The organism is Mucilaginibacter humi (genome assembly GCF_013087555.1).
The window spans coordinates 1-16,838 of the sequence record NZ_JABFCR010000073.1; the positions used below are offsets into that span (position 1 = coordinate 1).

The 16,838-nt window shown below is 39.7% G+C and carries 14 protein-coding genes, 1 tRNA gene and 6 pseudogenes; 17 read left to right on the forward strand and 4 right to left on the reverse strand.

Translation table 11 applies throughout. The features are described 5' to 3' along the window. Positions 1-338 precede the first annotated feature (338 nt). The 11 genes and pseudogenes from HK413_RS13465 to HK413_RS18605 all read left to right on the forward strand — a co-directional run bounded on the left by HK413_RS13465 (position 339) and on the right by HK413_RS18605 (position 8,079). Positions 339-608 carry a glycosyltransferase gene (locus HK413_RS13465; protein ID WP_175270502.1) on the forward strand — a complete coding sequence of 90 codons (270 nt, stop codon included), beginning with the start codon at positions 339-341 and terminating at the stop codon, positions 606-608. After that, complete coding sequence (locus tag HK413_RS18585) at positions 605-1,072, forward strand: glycosyltransferase family protein (protein ID WP_246230541.1); 468 nt, start codon at positions 605-607, stop codon at positions 1,070-1,072. The genes HK413_RS13465 and HK413_RS18585 overlap by 4 nt, the downstream gene beginning before the upstream one ends. A gap of 35 nt (positions 1,073-1,107) precedes the next feature. After that, positions 1,108-1,875: a glycosyltransferase family protein gene (locus tag HK413_RS18590; RefSeq protein WP_246230542.1), complete on the forward strand. Its 768-nt coding sequence runs from the start codon at positions 1,108-1,110 to the stop codon at positions 1,873-1,875. 329 nt (positions 1,876-2,204) lie between these two features. Then, positions 2,205-3,031 (forward strand): annotated as a pseudogene (locus tag HK413_RS13475) (glycosyltransferase family 4 protein). Further along, positions 3,015-4,413 (forward strand): annotated as a pseudogene (locus tag HK413_RS22430) (exosortase Y-associated Wzy-like protein). The pseudogenes HK413_RS13475 and HK413_RS22430 overlap by 17 nt, the downstream one beginning before the upstream one ends. Then, positions 4,410-4,799, forward strand: coding sequence for a glycosyltransferase (locus tag HK413_RS13485; RefSeq protein ID WP_175270503.1), 390 nt, complete (start codon positions 4,410-4,412; stop codon positions 4,797-4,799). The pseudogene HK413_RS22430 and the gene HK413_RS13485 overlap by 4 nt, the downstream one beginning before the upstream one ends. A gap of 228 nt (positions 4,800-5,027) precedes the next feature. After that, a complete protein-coding gene (locus HK413_RS13490) occupies positions 5,028-5,549 on the forward strand; it encodes a glycosyltransferase (RefSeq protein ID WP_175270512.1) in 522 nt (173 codons plus the stop codon). Next, positions 5,542-5,892, forward strand: a complete 351-nt coding sequence (locus tag HK413_RS15645; protein WP_217452324.1) for a class I SAM-dependent methyltransferase — start codon at positions 5,542-5,544, stop codon at positions 5,890-5,892. Before HK413_RS13490 ends, HK413_RS15645 begins: the two co-directional genes overlap by 8 nt. Further along, positions 5,817-6,005, forward strand: coding sequence for a class I SAM-dependent methyltransferase (locus tag HK413_RS22435; protein ID WP_394353185.1), 189 nt, complete (start codon positions 5,817-5,819; stop codon positions 6,003-6,005). The genes HK413_RS15645 and HK413_RS22435 overlap by 76 nt, the downstream gene beginning before the upstream one ends. A 152-nt stretch (positions 6,006-6,157) precedes the next feature. Next, positions 6,158-7,553: pseudogene (xrtY, locus tag HK413_RS22660) on the forward strand (exosortase Y). A gap of 256 nt (positions 7,554-7,809) precedes the next feature. Further along, positions 7,810-8,079: an LbetaH domain-containing protein gene (locus HK413_RS18605; protein WP_246230546.1), complete on the forward strand. Its 270-nt coding sequence runs from the start codon at positions 7,810-7,812 to the stop codon at positions 8,077-8,079. Positions 8,080-8,108: 29 nt separating this feature from the next. Here the strand turns inward: HK413_RS18605 and obgE are convergent. From obgE to HK413_RS13530, 4 genes and pseudogenes are all read right to left on the reverse strand, one after another. Next, positions 8,109-9,107 (reverse strand): annotated as a pseudogene (gene obgE, locus HK413_RS13515) (GTPase ObgE). Positions 9,108-9,189: 82 nt separating this feature from the next. Next, positions 9,190-9,773 (reverse strand): annotated as a pseudogene (locus HK413_RS13520) (adenylate kinase). Between the two features lie 58 nt (positions 9,774-9,831). Then, positions 9,832-9,905: transfer RNA gene (locus tag HK413_RS13525), tRNA-Arg, on the reverse strand. 71 nt (positions 9,906-9,976) lie between these two features. Then, complete coding sequence (locus tag HK413_RS13530; RefSeq protein WP_175270506.1) at positions 9,977-10,438, reverse strand: redoxin domain-containing protein; 462 nt, start codon at positions 10,436-10,438, stop codon at positions 9,977-9,979. A gap of 127 nt (positions 10,439-10,565) precedes the next feature. Between HK413_RS13530 and HK413_RS13535 the strand changes: the two genes are divergently transcribed. From HK413_RS13535 to HK413_RS13560, 6 genes and pseudogenes are all read left to right on the forward strand, one after another. Continuing rightward, entirely contained in the window at positions 10,566-10,958 is a 393-nt protein-coding gene (locus tag HK413_RS13535) for a ribosomal maturation YjgA family protein (RefSeq protein ID WP_175270507.1), read from the forward strand. 10 nt (positions 10,959-10,968) lie between these two features. Beyond that, complete coding sequence (locus tag HK413_RS13540) at positions 10,969-11,727, forward strand: oxygenase MpaB family protein (RefSeq protein ID WP_175270508.1); 759 nt, start codon at positions 10,969-10,971, stop codon at positions 11,725-11,727. Between the two features lie 49 nt (positions 11,728-11,776). Beyond that, on the forward strand, positions 11,777-12,763 hold the full coding sequence (locus HK413_RS13545) for an NAD(P)H-quinone oxidoreductase (RefSeq protein WP_175270509.1): 987 nt from the start codon (positions 11,777-11,779) through the stop codon (positions 12,761-12,763). Positions 12,764-12,995: 232 nt separating this feature from the next. Beyond that, positions 12,996-14,500: pseudogene (gene atpD / locus HK413_RS13550) on the forward strand (F0F1 ATP synthase subunit beta). 108 nt (positions 14,501-14,608) lie between these two features. Beyond that, a complete protein-coding gene (locus tag HK413_RS13555) occupies positions 14,609-15,214 on the forward strand; it encodes a GIN domain-containing protein (protein ID WP_175270510.1) in 606 nt (201 codons plus the stop codon). A gap of 406 nt (positions 15,215-15,620) precedes the next feature. After that, positions 15,621-16,838: dihydroxy-acid dehydratase domain-containing protein (locus HK413_RS13560; protein WP_175270511.1), on the forward strand; the 1,218-nt coding region annotated here is incomplete at its 3' end.

Consider the following 16,838-nt stretch of genomic DNA (forward strand, 5'->3'; position numbering starts at 1 on the left):
GCTCATCTGAGGTGTTTTGCAGCCATTGATAATCATACCCATCTAATAAATTAATATCCCATTTTATAGTTATCAAAACCGGGATCATGCTTTCCATTATTATGGTTTTCCAAACGTAAAAAACTTTTACTGCATACTTGCTGGGCAAGCAGTTTAAAACGGGGGGCATAATACGTATGGGATGGGTAGCAAAATTACTAATCGCATGATTATGTTATAGCGGGATTAATACCTTATTAAATAACCGCATTGTTTTTGGGTTGTACTTTTCGCTGTATATTTATTAACCCTTCTTACATCATAATAATTTGGCACTTAGTAACAAACTATTCACTTATATGCAGGCCGGCTTAGCTATTATTGCCAGTGATACTATTGCTCAAAAAGATTTTATAACAAAAAATCCAACAATAGGATATACCTATCCGGCAGGAGATGTAAAAGCTATGGCCATAATTCTTTCAAATTATTATAAAGACAGGCCATTCTTAACAGTGGCTAAAAATGAGGCTTTACGTTTAGGACACGAACAATATAACTGGGAATTTGAAAGTATAAAATTTTTAAAAATCGTTGAACACACATTGCATAAACATCAAACCTGTTGAAACGCCTGCTAATAATTTCGCCTTATTTTGCGCCGTTGAACACCCCTGATATGCAGCGCATACGCACAAGTTTGCCTTATTTTAAACAATATGGCTGGGAGGCAGAAATTGTTACTGTTGATGTGCAATATTGCGATATGCAAACCGATGATTTGTTGTTACAAACTATACCGGCTGATATTAAAATTCATACTATAAAAGCTTTAAATAAAAACATTACTTCAAAAGCCGGCATTGGCGCCATAGCGTTCCGCTCATATTGGTTTTACCGTAAAAAAGTTGACGAATTGTTGAGAGCGAGAAAATTTGATTTGATCTATTTCTCTACCACACAGTTTCCAATATGTGTATTGGGCGCGCATTGGAAAAAGCAATTTGGTGTGCCACATATTATAGACATGCAGGACCCCGGTACTCTAATCATTATGATAATAAAGAACACCGCCCGCCTAAATACAAACTAACCTATACATTGCATAAATACCTCGAAGCTATTGCAATGAAAAGCGTTGACGGCCTGATAAGTGTCTCTGAAAATTATATTGAAGATCTGAAAAACAGGTACCCGCAAATTAAAGACGTGCCTGCAGCTACAATTACCTTTGGCAGTTTTGAGCCTGATATTAATGTAGCAATAAATAACCCGTCTGCATTTATTAATCTCCTTGATCCGGACTTTAAAAACGTAATATACGTCGGCCGTGGGGGTGTTGATATGCATAATGCTATTACGCCTCTTTTTAAAGCTTTTAAACAAGGGTTAACAGAACAACCTGAATTGTACAGTAAAATAAGACTTTATTTTATTGGCACCAGCTATGCACCAAAAGGGCAGGGTAAACCAACAATATTACCTCTCGCAAAAAAGTTTGGTATTGAAAATAATGTAATTGAAATTACAGACAGGATAAGTTATTTCAATTCATTAAACACTTTATTGGCGGCTGATGCCTTATTTATACCCGGATCTGATGATCCAAAATATACACCTTCTAAACTATACCCCTACCTTTTAACAAAAAAACCTTTGTTGGGTATTTTTAACGCGCAAAGTTCGGCATTAACTATTTTAAACGATTATGGCATAAAAGGTTATAGTTATAATACGTTAGATATCGAGGCGAGTATCAAATCTTTTTTTTCAGGTTTACTGGCTGGCAAACTTAGTGTACCTTATTATGATGTAGAAGGGGTTAATAAATATACAGCGAAAAGTACAACCCAAAAACAATGCGAGTTATTTAATAAGGTATTAGCTATAACATAATCATGCGATTAGCAATTATCACTACCCATCCCATACAGTATTATGCCCCCGTATTTAAACTGCTTGCCCAGCAAGTATCAGTAAAAGTTTTTTACACGTGGGGAGAGGCTTCAATGGAAAAGCATGATCCCGGTTTTGATAAAACTATAAAATGGGATATTAATTTATTAGATGGGTATGATTATCAATGGCTGCAAAACACCTCAGATGAGCCTGGTTCGCATCATTTTAATGGTATTGTTAATCCCACTATTATTGCTGATATAGAAGCACGGAAACCAGACACTGTATTAGTTTACGGATGGGCATACAAAAGCCACTTAAAAGTAATGCGCCATTTTAAAAATAAAATACCGGTACTTTTCCGTGGCGACTCGACCTTGCTTGATGAAAAGCCCGGACTTAAAAATGCGCTCAGATCTGTTTATTTAAAATGGGTATATCACCTTGTAGATTATGCCCTATATACAGGTATAAACAATAAGGCTTATTTTAAAAAATACGGTCTGCATGATAAGCAATTGATCTTTGCTCCGCACGCAATTGATAATGAAAGATTTGCCGATTCGAAAGGCAAAGAAGTTGATAAATTAAAGCACCTGTTTGGATTTAATTCTGATAGTATAGTTATACTTTTTGCAGGTAAACTTGAGACTAAAAAAGACCCTACCCTACTATTAAAAGCTTTTATTAATTTAGGTGCCGTTAACACGCATTTACTTTTTGTAGGCAATGGCGTTTTAAAAGATAAATTAAAACAACAGGCTATGTCAAATCCAAATATTCATTTTATGGATTTTAAAAACCAAACCTATATGCCTATTATTTACCAGGCTTGCGATATTTTTTGCCTTCCATCAATAGGCCCGGGCGAAACCGGGGACTGGCCGTTAATGAAGCTATGGCTTGCGGTAAAGCTATTTTGGTTTCTAACAAAGTCGGTTGTGCAGCAGACCTGGTAAAACCTGATCAAAACGGAATGATATTCACGGCAGGGTCTATTGAAGATATTAGCGAAAAAATGACTTATTTGATTAATAAAGGAAAAACAGAGCTTGCTCAAATAGGTAAAAACTCCAAACATATAATAAAAGGCTGGAATTTTACAAACCAGGCGTATGCTATTATAAATTATAAAAATGGAAGCAACAGCTAAACCTTTTGAACGGTACTTAGTATTATATGTACCATGGATATTAGCTATATTACTCAAGGGCTCGCCGGTATTGTCTTACTTAGTAGCCTGGCTGGGTTCATTTTTCATCTTTTTATCTGCTATAGTGGATGGCTAAAACCATTGCCTAACGATAGGCCAATAGGGGCGCAATTAATGCGCCCAATATTTTTAGTGCAGGTTATATTTATAGGCTACATGGCGTGTAGTTCTATATTTTATTTCTTAAACTTACTGGGATATATGGATAATAGCGGCCTGGCTACTTTTACTATTGATGATGACAACTTAGATCTCGCAGCACAATGCCAGCGGTATTATATTTTAGGCCATGCGGCATTTGTAACCGGCATGGTTCTATCCATGAAATATCCTATAAAGCATAAGTACAAAGTTAATACAGAGAAGCTGGCCAATACATTGTTAACGATAGCTATAATATTTCTGCCCTTATCCTACGGCGAGCCACATAAATGGTCTGACGCAATTTTATTTTCAATTTTCTTCTTTAAGTTTTATTGCCGGCACACTGGCATTAGCATTCGCAATACCGTTAAATAAAGTTTTTAATACCTTATTTTGTCTATTCTTATACTTTACTAATTTTTACCAAGCGTTGACCTCAGGTTTTAAAGAGCCTATTATTGTTAGTGTACTTATATTAGGTGTTTTTTTATACCCTATCTATAAGCGGATAGTACTAATGACATTTGTGCCTGTGTTATTATTGCTTTTTATGTATTTACCAACTTATAACCACATTTTCCGTGCAAATGCATGGGGCGATAACGTTAATGCTGACGATGCTTATAAACTGGCGCTTGATGCTGCGTTAAGTGATGAGTCCCGTGAAGATACCAACTGGGGGTTTTTAGTATATCGTTTAAGCGAAATAGACATGTTTACAAATTACATAAAATCGACCCCCAATATGTTGATTATTATGGTTTTAACCTGGTACAACAAGCAATAACTGTAATTGTACCGCGTATTATTTGGCCTAATAAACCAATTACCGAAGAACTGGTTATGGAACGGGTTTACAATTCGGGGTTATACGCAGGGGGTCAAACGTTTCGGCAAAACCTGCTTACATTGTAGACGGATACTTATCCGGAGGGGCGTTAGGCGTATTTTTAGCTTTGTTTGTTTATGGTTCCGCCGTACAATTAATATCCCAAAAAGCCGAACAGCTATTTGGCGGGTATATTTTAGGGACTGCATTGGTATTTGCCGGGTTGTTCCAAATCTTTTGGCGAGGCTTAAGCTTTGAGTTTTTACTTAATTCTGTTTTTTGGAGTTTTATTACCATGCTAATTTTAAGCAAAATACTCAGGATTCAAAATATATTAGAAGACATTTGAAAATCCTTCAAATAAATGCTTCCTATAAACCGGCCTATATTTATGGCGGCCCTACTATGTCTGTAGCCAAATTAAGCGAACAATTAGTAAATGCGGGTAATGAGGTAACTGTTTTTACAACAACCGCTAATGGTAAATACGAGTTAGCTATCGATCCAAATAAATCAATATTGGTTGATGGTGTTAGCGTAACCTACTTTAAACGCATTACTAAAGATCATAGCCATTTGTCGCCCGGTCTTTTATTAAACCTTTGGCGTAATGTGCGTAAATTTGATATTATACATATCCACGCCTGGTGGAATCTGGTTTCGGTATTTTCGGCGTTTATTGCCTTAACCGGGGAACGTACCGGTAGTAATCTCTCCTCGCGGAACTTTAAGTGATTATTCCTTCCAAAACAAAAATAGCCTCATTAAAATACTGATTCATAAATTTTTAGGCAAACCATTATTACAACGCTCATACCTGCATGCTACATCAGCAGCCGAAAAAAAAAACATTATTAAATATTGTAAAGCCTACCGAGATATTTGACCTGGCTAACTTTGTTAAAATAGCTAAATCATCACCTCAAAATAAGTCAGACGGGCCTATTTTAAAGCTTCTTTTTTATCACGAGTGGAAGAAAAAAGGGACTTGATATTTTATTACACGCTTTACCCCGGCTTAATGCGCCTTACCATTTAACCATTGCCGGCGATGGTGACGAAAATTATATAAGCATATTAAAAAATATAGCTCATTATAATCATAGCGAGAATAACATTAGCTGGATAGGTTTCCAAAACGAAAATAAATTTGATGTTTTTAGCGAGCATGATCTGTTGGTATTACCTTCATACAATGAAAACTTTGGCAATGTGGTTATTGAAAGCCTAAGCGCGGGCACACCCGTATTAATAAGTGAGCATGTTGGCCTGGCAGACTATGTTACTAAAAACAATTTAGGATGGATTTGCCAAACAACACCACAATCTGTAAGCGATGTGATAAATTCTATAGCTGATAATGACATGGATAAGTTAGCAACTATCCGGATCAATGCACCATCAATTATTCATAACGATTTTGACGACGACCAGTTAATTAAAAAGTATATAAATATGTATCAGCAAATTATTGACCATGGCTGAGTATAAAGATTACGGATTTACCGAAAGTACGGCTGCACACACCTTTCATTATTTAAAGGAGCCAATAGTGGAAATGCTAAACAACAATACCAGCCGCTGCATATTAGACCTGGGCTGCGGCAATGGCTACCTGGCAAACTTTTTAATAAGTAAAGGTTATGATGCTTATGGTACAGACGCATCTGCCGAAGGGATAGCAATTGCAAAAAAGCAAACCCTGACAGGTTTTTCCTCCAGGACCTCTCAACAGGTAAATTACCCGACGAGCTGCAAGCTAAAAAATTCGACACCGTTATATCAACAGAAGTTATCGAGCACTTGTACAATCCTGAAGGCTTTATAAACTTTTGCAAAGAAGCCATAATAAACGGGGGCGAAATTATCATATCTACCCCCTACCATGGCTATCTAAAAACCTTGTGCTTAGCCTGTTTAATAAATGGGATACACATTTAAACCCAATGTGGCACGGAGGTCATATTAAACTATGGTCAAAAAAAAACACTAAGCAACGCCCTGATAAATGCCGGGTTTACCAATATTGAGTTTAAAGGTTGCGGCAGAATGCCCTATTTTTGGAAGTCAATGATCATTAAAGCGCGATTAGATTGAGCACTCCTTACTCTTTTATTGTTTTAACTTATAATGAAGAGTTGCACCTGCCGCGGTTTTTACAATCAATAGCAGAATTGAATGCTCCAGTTTTTATAGTTGATTCAGGCAGTACCGATACTACAATTAAAATTGGTGAGGAATTTGGCGCGACATTTTTATATAATCCGTTTAAAAATCACCCTACGCAATGGGATTTCGCACTTAAAAATTGTTCGGTGCAAACGCCATGGGTAATTTGTTTGGATGCGGATCAGGTGGTAACACCCGAACTGAAACAACACCTGATTAATTTTAAAGACGAAGAACATACAGCTACCAATGGCTTTTACTTTAATCGCAAAAACTTTTTTAAAGGCCGATGGATAAAGCATGGTGGTTATTATCCATTTTACTTATTGAAGATGTTCAGGTTTGGGATTGGCTACTCGGACACTACCGAAAAGATGGATCACCGTTTTGTAGTACCGGGTAAAACCGAAATCTGGAAAGATGGCCACTTATTAGAAGAAAACTTAAAAGAAAATAACATTAGTTTTTGGATAGCCAAACACAACCGTTACAGTGATTTGGTGGCAGAGCAGGAAGTAGAGCGTATGCGGTCTGTAATAACATTGGCAGAAAAGCCTGGCTTTTGGGGTTCGCCTAATCAGCGTAAGGCCTGGTACAAACAAAGGTGGCAAAAACTGCCGCGATATGTACGCCCTATGCTATACTTTATCCAACGCATGGTATTTCAGTTAGGTATTTTAGATGGCCGTACTGGTGTGATATTTCATTTTCTGCAAGGCTTTTGGTTCAGGCTGATAGTGGATATTAAAATGGATGAAATCTTAAAGCAAAAAAATGATACCAAATAAGCAAAACAATCCTATAAAGTTTGCCATATGGTTTATTGGTTTGTTCCTGGTGTTTTATTACTTCAATATCCTGTTCTTTGGTCTCACTACTCCCGGCGGCCGGTACAGTCCATTTTTAGCTGAACATTTAAATTATATAAAGTCATTGCGCTGGGTATTGCTACAATGCAGCGCTTTGGTTTTAAGATGCTTTGGCTTTGCTACGATCACCAATAATTATGAGTTATTGGTTGCAGGTCATGGATCTATAATATTGGTTTACTCGTGCCTGGGGTTGGGTGTTATCAGCTTTTTCTCGGCCTTTGTGCTTGCTTATCCAAAACCGCGTAAAGAGAAGATCGTGTTCTTACTATCAGGCATCTTTTTTATTCAGTTTTTAAACATAGTCCGCCTGGTGGTGTTGGCTTTATTTTGGAATAAACGCGCGGGGGCGATTATTGATCACCACACAATTTTTAATATATTCATTTATATTGTTATAAGCATCGGCCTTTATTTTTGGGTGAAAAATGATGTAGCTATAAAAAAATAAAATGCAAAAACTGACCTGGAGTCTTATAATAACTATCCTTACCATCCCGGCGGAAGCGTGCTTAAAAGAGTGCTATGGCATTATGTAAGCGGCTTTGTTTTTAAAACAAGCTTATTCCCGGTATATGGAATAAAAGTGGCGCTGTTGCGCTTATTTGGTGCTAAAATTGGCAAGCAGGTTGAGATAAAACCCTCCGTTAATATAAAATACCCCCTGGCTGCTCACCATTGCTGATGAGGTTTGGATAGGCGAAAACGTGTGGATTGATAATATAGCCATGGTTACTATTAGCAGTAACGTATGTATCTCGCAAGGAGCCACTATTATTACCGGTAGCCACAATTATAAAAAGACATCATTTGATTTGATTACAGGCCCGGTAACCATAGAGACCGGCGCATGGATAGGCGCGCTGGCAACAGTTAACCGGGGGCTTGTTATAGGCTCGCACGCGGTGCTAACAACCGGTTCCGTGGCTACAAAAATCTGCAGCCATACTCCATTTACCAGGGAAATCCTGCCATGAAAATACGCGACCGCGTAATCGGCTAATTATTATTGGCTGTTGATCTCTTTCCAGAGCAAATCTTTCAAAACATCAATATTTTTTGGGCTACTGATGATATAAATACCGATGGTATATCTGTTGGTACCTGCTGTTTCATCTCTGCCACCAACTCATCATCCAACATATCCGATTTGGTAACAGCTATTACACGGGGTTTGTGCATTAGTTCGGGGTTATATTCGTTTAGCTCCTTTAGCAAAATGTCGTATTCTTCCTGTATAGTTCTTGTGGTATCAGCCGGTACCATAAATAACAGCACGGCATTACGCTCAATATGTTTCAGGAAACGAATGCCTAATCCCTTACCTTTTGATGCGCCTTCTATAATACCCGGAATATCCGCCATAACAAACGATCGGTTATTACGATATGCCACAATACCTAAATTAGGCACGAGCGTCGTGAAGGCATAGTCAGCAATCTCAGGCTTTGCAGCCGATACTACCGATAGCAACGTTGACTTACCCGCATTAGGGAATCCTACCAAACCAACATCAGCTAAAATCTTAAGCTCTAATATGTTCCATACTTCCAGCCCTTCTTCGCCGGGTTGTGCAAAACGCGGGGTTTGACGGGTTGCCGTTTTAAAATTAGCATTACCCCAGGCCACCACGGCCGCCTTTGGTTAATATTTTAGTTTCGCCGTCGGTGTTTATTTCGAATAAGATCTCGCCTGTTTCTGCATCACGGCATATAGTACCCAAGGGTACTTCCAGTATTTCGTCACGACCGGTTTTACCCGTGCTTAATGAGCTGCTGCCGTGGTCGCCATCACCGGCAATGACATGTTTTCTGAATTTCAGGTGCAGCAAAGTCCACAACTGGGCATTACCTTTTACAATAATATGTCCGCCACGACCACCATCACCACCATCGGGACCGCCGGTTGCTGTGTGTTTATCGCGGTGCAAATGCGCCGAACCTGCGCCGCCCTTACCTGAGCGACAGCAAATTTTAACGTAATCAACAAAGTTTGAACCAGACATATTTACTTTCCTTAAAGATGCAAAGTCCGGTAGTTACAAGCTGTATAGCTTCAACTACCGGACTTCGCAAAGATAATGACCTTTAATTATTTATTTTTCCGGTATCGATGATAGTGCAGATAGACGCAAATATTTCGTCTACCGTACCAATACCGTTAATACTTTTAAACTTATTTTGCCCTTTATAAAAGTCGGCAACCGGAGCTGTTTTACTATTGTACTCCTGTATACGCTTACGGATTACTTCAGGGTTAGCGTCGTCGGGCCTGCCAGATTCTTTGCCCCTTAGTAACAATCTTCGTTCCAGCTCATCATCATTCACCTCTAATGCTATCATTCCGGATATAGATGATTTTTGCTTTGCAATAATTCATCTAACGCGGCTGCCTGTGCTACTGTGCGTGGAAAACCATCAAAAATAAAACCTTTTGCTTCTTTATTAGCGTCAAGCTTGTTGCTTATCATGCCTATTACTACTGCATCAGGCACCAATAAACCCTCATCCATTAGTTTTTTTGCTTCTAAGCCAAGCTTGGTTCCCTGTGAAATTTCGCCTCGAAGTAAATCACCGGTTGACAGGTGTATCAGACCGTATTTTTCAATAAGTTTTTGTGATTGAGTACCTTTCCCAGCTCCCGGCGGGCCAAATAACACTAAGTTGAGCATGTGCGTTTTTCAAATTAAAAGCCTTTCAGTATCGTACAGAAAGGCTTAAATTATTATGTGCACTTGTAGGGATTCGAACCCCAAACCTTCTCATCCGTAGTGAGATGCTCTATCCAATTGAGCTACAAATGCGATTATATCCGCTTTTTTAACGGACTGCAAAAATAGGATTTCTTTTTAAATCTATCTAAAATATTTGAAAATTACTTCACTTTCTCTGCAATTGCCGCAAAATCAGGCAAATCGCCTGCGTTTTCTAACACCTCGGCATATATAATATTCTGTTCTTCATCTATAACAAAGGCTGCTCTTTTTGATACACCTTTCATTCCGAACGCAAAATCCGCATATAAAGCGCCATAAGCAGCTGATACTTCTTTATTAAAATCAGATAGCAGGTCGAACTGGTAATTGTTCTCTTCTTTAAACTTATCCAATGAAAAAAGCGAATCGACTGAAATACCTAAAATAGTAGCGCCTAAACCATCATAATAGCCAAAGCTGTCGCGCATGGTGCAAAGTTGCGTGGTACAAACACCGGTAAACGCCAGTGGAAAAAAATGAACAACTACTTTTCGTCCTTTAAAATCGGCTAATGAAACTTCCTTTTTGTCTGACGAAAATAAAGTAAACTGTGGTGCCGGCTGGCCTATTGTTAATGACATGTTGTGATTTTTTTCTGCAAAGAAATAACAATAACCAATACAAAGCATAATCTCTAAGTAATTATTAGCGCTGGCTTGCAATTTTAAATTATTATTATTTACTTTGTAATTCAAAGTACTTTTATATATGATTCAATTCAGTACATCCTATTTTATGTTAACCGGCTGGCTATTTTTCATTGAGCTATTGATAGGCAGGTACCTGCATGACGCCTTTATCAGGCCCTATGGCGGCGACTTTTTAGTGGTGATACTGATTTACTGCTTTGTTAAAACATTTATTAATACCCCTGTTATAAAAACCGCGCTTGGTGTGCTGGTATTTGCTTACCCGGTAGAGTTAACACAATATTTCCATCTGGTTAACTTGTTGGGTTGGCAAAACTCGAAAACAGCCTGTTTATTAATGGGTACTTCGTTTTCATTTATAGATCTGTTAACCTATACTTTGGGCGTACTTTTTATAATCGCAGCCGAAAAATTATTAAATAATGAACAACCATTACGATTAAAAAGTTAAGGAATTTGGTATGAAATTTTTTGTAAAAGAAGATTCGATAGTACGGAAGATCTGGGGAAGCGCAGACACTACGCTGTTTATCTTCGCCGGTTCGGCGGCCGAGTTTGCTTTAAATAAAGCGGTAGATTGGCTGTATTTTACCGGCAAGTTACCTGCTGATCCTTTGGGTAGGTTATTTTCCACAGTTACCTACGCCCGGCAGATCATATTTGCAGAGGAAGGTGCGGCCCTGCAATCCATTGATAAAATAACCGCTATACATAAAGGCGTTGAACATGCCCGTGGGGCGCAAATACCCGACTGGGCTTACCGCGACGTATTATTTATGCTGATAGATTATTCTATCCGATCATTTGAGCTGCTTGACCGCGAACTAACCCATGCCGAAAAAGTTGAGGTTTTTAATGTGTTTTACCGCGTAGGTTTACGGATGGGCTTAACCGGCTTGCCGGCCAACTACGTCCAATGGAAACAAATGCGCGAAGAACACCTGCAGGATAACCTGGCGCAAAGTACCTATACTTATCACCTGTACCAGCAATACAGAAAACATTTAGGCTGGTTAAGGTATGCCTTGCTGATAAAAGTACAATTAATGCTGGTGCCGCCGCGAGTGGGCGATCAACTTAACCTGGGCGAACCCGGCTGGATTAAACCTATATTAAATGCCTACCGGTTTTTAAGGCGGTTAAAGGTTGAGGCATTTTTAAGGAATGCCTTGCTGCCTGCCGAATATAAGATGCAGATAATGCGGATGGACCTGCGTTAACAAAACATTCGCCATCAACTAATAGTTATTATGCCGATATTTACTTTAAATGAAAGCAGTAGTAATAATCCATCCCGGCGCACCCGAAGTTTTACAAATAGCCGAGAGGCCCATTCCTACCTATGGCCCTAATGAGGTATTGGTAAAAGTTGCCGCAGCAGGTGTTAACCGTCCTGATGTTGCACAGCGTAAAGGTCACTATCCCCCACCCGCAGATGCACCACAGGATATCCCGGGCTTGGAAATAGCCGGTGTAATTACCGATACCGGTGCCAACGTTACCCGTTTTAAAGTGGGCGATAAAGTTTGCGCGCTGGTTGTTGGCGGCGGTTATGCCGAATATTGCAACGTGCCCGAAGGACAATGCCTTCCCATCCCCGGTAACCTTACTTTTATTGAAGCGGCATCATTACCGGAAACCTTCTTTACCGTTTGGAGCAATGTGTTTGACCGCGCCCGGCTGCAACCCGGCGAAAGTTTACTGATACACGGCGGCTCAAGTGGCATTGGCGTTACAGCCATACAAATGGCTAAGGCTTTGGGCACCACTGTTTACGTAACTGCCGGATCGAAAGAGAAGTGCAAATTCTGCGAAGATCTGGGTGCAGACAAGGCCATCAATTATAAAACCGAAGATTTTACGGCACTAATAAAAGAGATTACAAAAGGTAAAGGTGTTGATGTTATTTTAGACATGGTAGGCGGCGACTATACCTCACGTAACTTACAGTCGCTGGCGAATGACGGGCGGCTGGTATTGATCAATATGGTGGAAGGTAAAGATACGCAGATCGATCTTTCCCTGATCCTGCGCAAACGGCTAACCATAACCGGCTCTGCCTTACGGGCAAGGGATGTCGGTTTTAAAAGTGAGATCGCAGCAGCGCTGCAAAAAAATATCTGGCCGTTAATTGCATCAGGGCAAATAAAACCTGTTATAAATGCCGTGTTTCCTGCATCAAAAGCGGCCGACGCCCACACATTAATGGAAAGCAGTAACCACATTGGTAAAATAGTACTTGATTTAGCCACTTAAGTATCATTACACAACTATTTAAATATTAGTACTTTACAAATCATAACCCGTTTTTATAAAATATCCTGCCATAAGTAATAGTTTACATCCGTTTCGTTTAAAAAAGCCTGAAAAAATCTTACTTTAAGTATTTTAATATTGTATTATAAACCTTAACTTTGCGCCCTGAAATAGCGCGAAAAGGCTTCAAACTATTTTAACAAAGTATATTTTAAAAAATACCCGGTTATATATGCCAAACATTGGAAAAATATCACGGATCATCGGTCCGGTAGTCGACGTTAGTTTTGCAGAGAATGCACATCTTCCTAAAATTTACAGCGCGTTAGAGATCACTAAAGAAAACGGCCAAAAGGTTGTTTTAGAGGTTCAACAGCACTTAGGCGAAGACCGCGTACGTGCGGTGGCCATGGATTCAACCGACGGTTTATTGCGCGGTATGCCAGTTTTAGACCTTGAATCGGCAATTAAAATGCCGGTGGGCGAAAACATTAAAGGCCGTGTATTTAACGTAGTTGGTGCCGCTATTGACGGTATTGCCGATCTGGATAAAACCAATGGCCGCCCAATTCACGCTGCCCCTCCACGTTTTGAGGACCGGCAACTGAGGCTGAGGTATTGTTTACCGGTATTAAAGTTATTGACTTATTAGAGCCTTATGTAAAAGGTGGTAAAATTGGATTGTTTGGTGGTGCCGGTGTAGGTAAAACCGTATTGATCCGGGAACTGATCAACAACATCGCGAAAGCATATGATGGTTTATCAGTATTTGCCGGTGTGGGTGAGCGTACACGTGAAGGTAATGACCTTTTACGTGAGATGTTGGAATCGGGCATTATAAAATATGGTGATGCATTTATGCATTCAATGGAAGAAGGTGGTTGGGATTTAACAAAAATCGACAACGAAGCTTTAAAAGAATCAAAAGCAACCTTCGTTTTCGGACAAATGAACGAGCCTCCTGGTGCACGTGCACGTGTGGCGCTTTCAGGTTTAACTATTGCTGAGTACTTCCGTGATGGTGATGCAGAAGGCAAAGGCCGTGATATATTATTCTTCGTTGATAACATCTTCCGCTTTACACAAGCCGGATCAGAAGTATCGGCGTTATTAGGCCGTATGCCTTCAGCGGTAGGTTACCAGCCAACTCTGGCAACAGAGATGGGTACCATGCAGGAGCGTATTACGTCAACCAAACGTGGTTCAATTACATCAGTACAAGCGGTATACGTACCTGCGGATGACTTGACCGACCCTGCGCCGGCCACAACCTTCGCCCACTTAGATGCTACTACTGTATTATCACGTAAAATTGCCGAGCTTGGTATATACCCTGCGGTGGATCCTTTGGATTCAACTTCACGTATCCTTAGCCCTGCTATCTTAGGCGACGAGCATTACAACACCGCTCAGCGTGTTAAAGAAACCTTACAACGTTATAAAGAGTTACAGGATATCATCGCCATCTTAGGTATGGACGAGCTATCTGAAGAAGATAAATTAGTGGTATCACGCGCACGTCGTGTACAACGTTTCTTATCTCAGCCGTTCCACGTAGCCGAGCAGTTTACCGGTTTAAAAGGTGTATTGGTTGATATTAAAGAAACCATTAAAGGCTTTAACATGATCATGGATGGCGAAGTAGATCAATATCCTGAAGCAGCATTTAACCTGGTTGGTAGCATAGAAGACGCTATCGAAAAAGGTAAAAAATTATTAGAAGAAGCGAATTCTTAAGGCATTGTGTCGTTTATACACCATTTGGCTGTAACGTTTTGTAAATGAGCTCGTCTTATGGATGTATTTAAAATAATAAAAACGAAAACATTATAATATATAAACATCATGAAAACAAGAATCATAACCCTTATCACTTTAGCAACTATAGCTTTAAGCGTATCAGTAGCCAACGCAGCTACTATTAATAACAACACTGCAACTGCTGTAAATGTAGCAGTAAACAACATCAGCAAAATTGAAGCTTCAGGTAACGTTGAAGTTTACATCACCAACGGTGATAAAGACGGCGTAAAAGTTTACGACAAATACTATGAGCAAAATGCTTTGGTACAAGGTAAAGACGGTGTATTGCGCATCTCATCTTACGCTAAAGATAAACTGGTAGTATTGGTTACCGTAGCCGATTTGCGTGCCATCACCGCTTATGATAATGCGGTAGTAAAATCATACGGAAAACTATCAGCAATTGAACTGAACGTAAACTTAAATAACAACGCATCAGCACAGTTAGACTTAAATGTATTTGCTGCAAACTTTACAGTAAACAACCGTTCTACTGCTAACCTGTCAGGTACAGTTAATGACTATAGTGTAAAATACAGCCAGTCGTCAACCATTAACAAAACAGATTTGGTAGCTGCTAATGTAACCGAGAAAAACACCACCAAAGAAGCTGCCCGCCTTGCCGAAGAAAAAATGGCAAGCTTGTAATCTGCAACCACTCGGAAGAGTTCACTATATATGTTTGAAAGGAGCCCACCAGGCTCCTTTTTTTTGTTTAATAGTGTACTTGTAAACCAGTTCGTTACCCACCCATTTTTTCACAACTTTTTAAAGCCAACCTTAATTTTAGGCAGAAAAAACGTCTTTTACTATGCATGCATAAAATCAATACCGAATACCGTTTTGAACTTTGGTATAGTACACTAAAAATTATATTCTGATTTTATATCATATTTTGAAATATATACTATATATTTATCAATAAATTAATATAGTACTTAATTGAAAAAAATATGATCTGCTATTGCCAGTTTTTTTTGGTTAGGCTATCTTAAGGCAACAGAAAAACAACAACCAGGAAACCTAAATCCTGAAATAAAAACACAGACTAAAAATGAGTTCATCTAACAGCACAACCGGCGTAGAATTAAACAAGTACAGCAAAACTTTTACGCAGGACCCTACCCAGCCAGCCGCGCAGGCCATGCTTTACGGCATTGGCTTAACAGACGAGGACATGAAAAAAGCGCAGGTAGGTGTGGCAAGCATGGGTTATGATGGTAATACCTGCAACATGCATTTAAATGATCTGGCTAAGATTGTTAAGAAAGGTATTTGGGACGAGGATTTGGTTGGACTGATTTTTCACACTATTGGAGTGAGCGATGGCATGAGCAACGGTACCGAAGGTATGCGCTACTCGTTAGTGAGCCGTGATATCATTGCCGACTCGATTGAAGCTGTTACAGGCGCACAATATTATGATGGTTTAATTACCCTGCCTGGCTGTGATAAAAACATGCCGGGCTCTATTATGGCTATGGGCAGATTGAACCGTCCGTCTATAATGGTATACGGCGGTACAATTAAACCTGGCCATTATAAGGGTGAGGATTTAAACATTGTATCGGCATTTGAAGCTTTAGGTAAAAAGATAGCCGGCGATATCTCTCCCGAAGATTTTATGGGCGTAATTAAAAACGCCTGCCCCAGTGCCGGTGCCTGTGGTGGTATATATACTGCCAACACAATGGCTGCCGCCATTGAAGCCTTAGGCATGAGCTTGCCTTACTCCTCTTCAAACCCTGCATTAAGCGAGGAAAAGAAAGCCGAGTGTTTGGCTGCCGGTAAAGCCATTAAGATATTATTAGAGAAAGATATTAAACCAAGCGATATCATGACCCGCGAAGCATTTGAGAATGCAATGGTGGTAATTATGGTATTGGGCGGATCGACAAACGCAGTATTGCACATGATAGCCATGGCAAAAAGTGTTGGCGTTAAGTTAACACAGGACGATTTCCAGCTCATCAGCAACCGTATCCCGGTACTGGCAGATATGAAGCCAAGCGGCAAATACATGATGGAAGATCTGCATAACGTAGGCGGTGTACCTGCGGTAATGAAATATTGCCTTGCACAAGGTTGGTTACATGGCGATTGCTTAACCGTTACCGGTAAAACCATTGCCGAGAACCTGGCTGAAGTACCCGAACTAAACTTCGATACACAGAAAATTATATGGCCGGTTGAGGCGCCTGTAAAGGCTACCGGTCACCTACAGATACTTTATGGAAACATTGCTACCGGTGGTAGTGTAGCCAAAATCAGC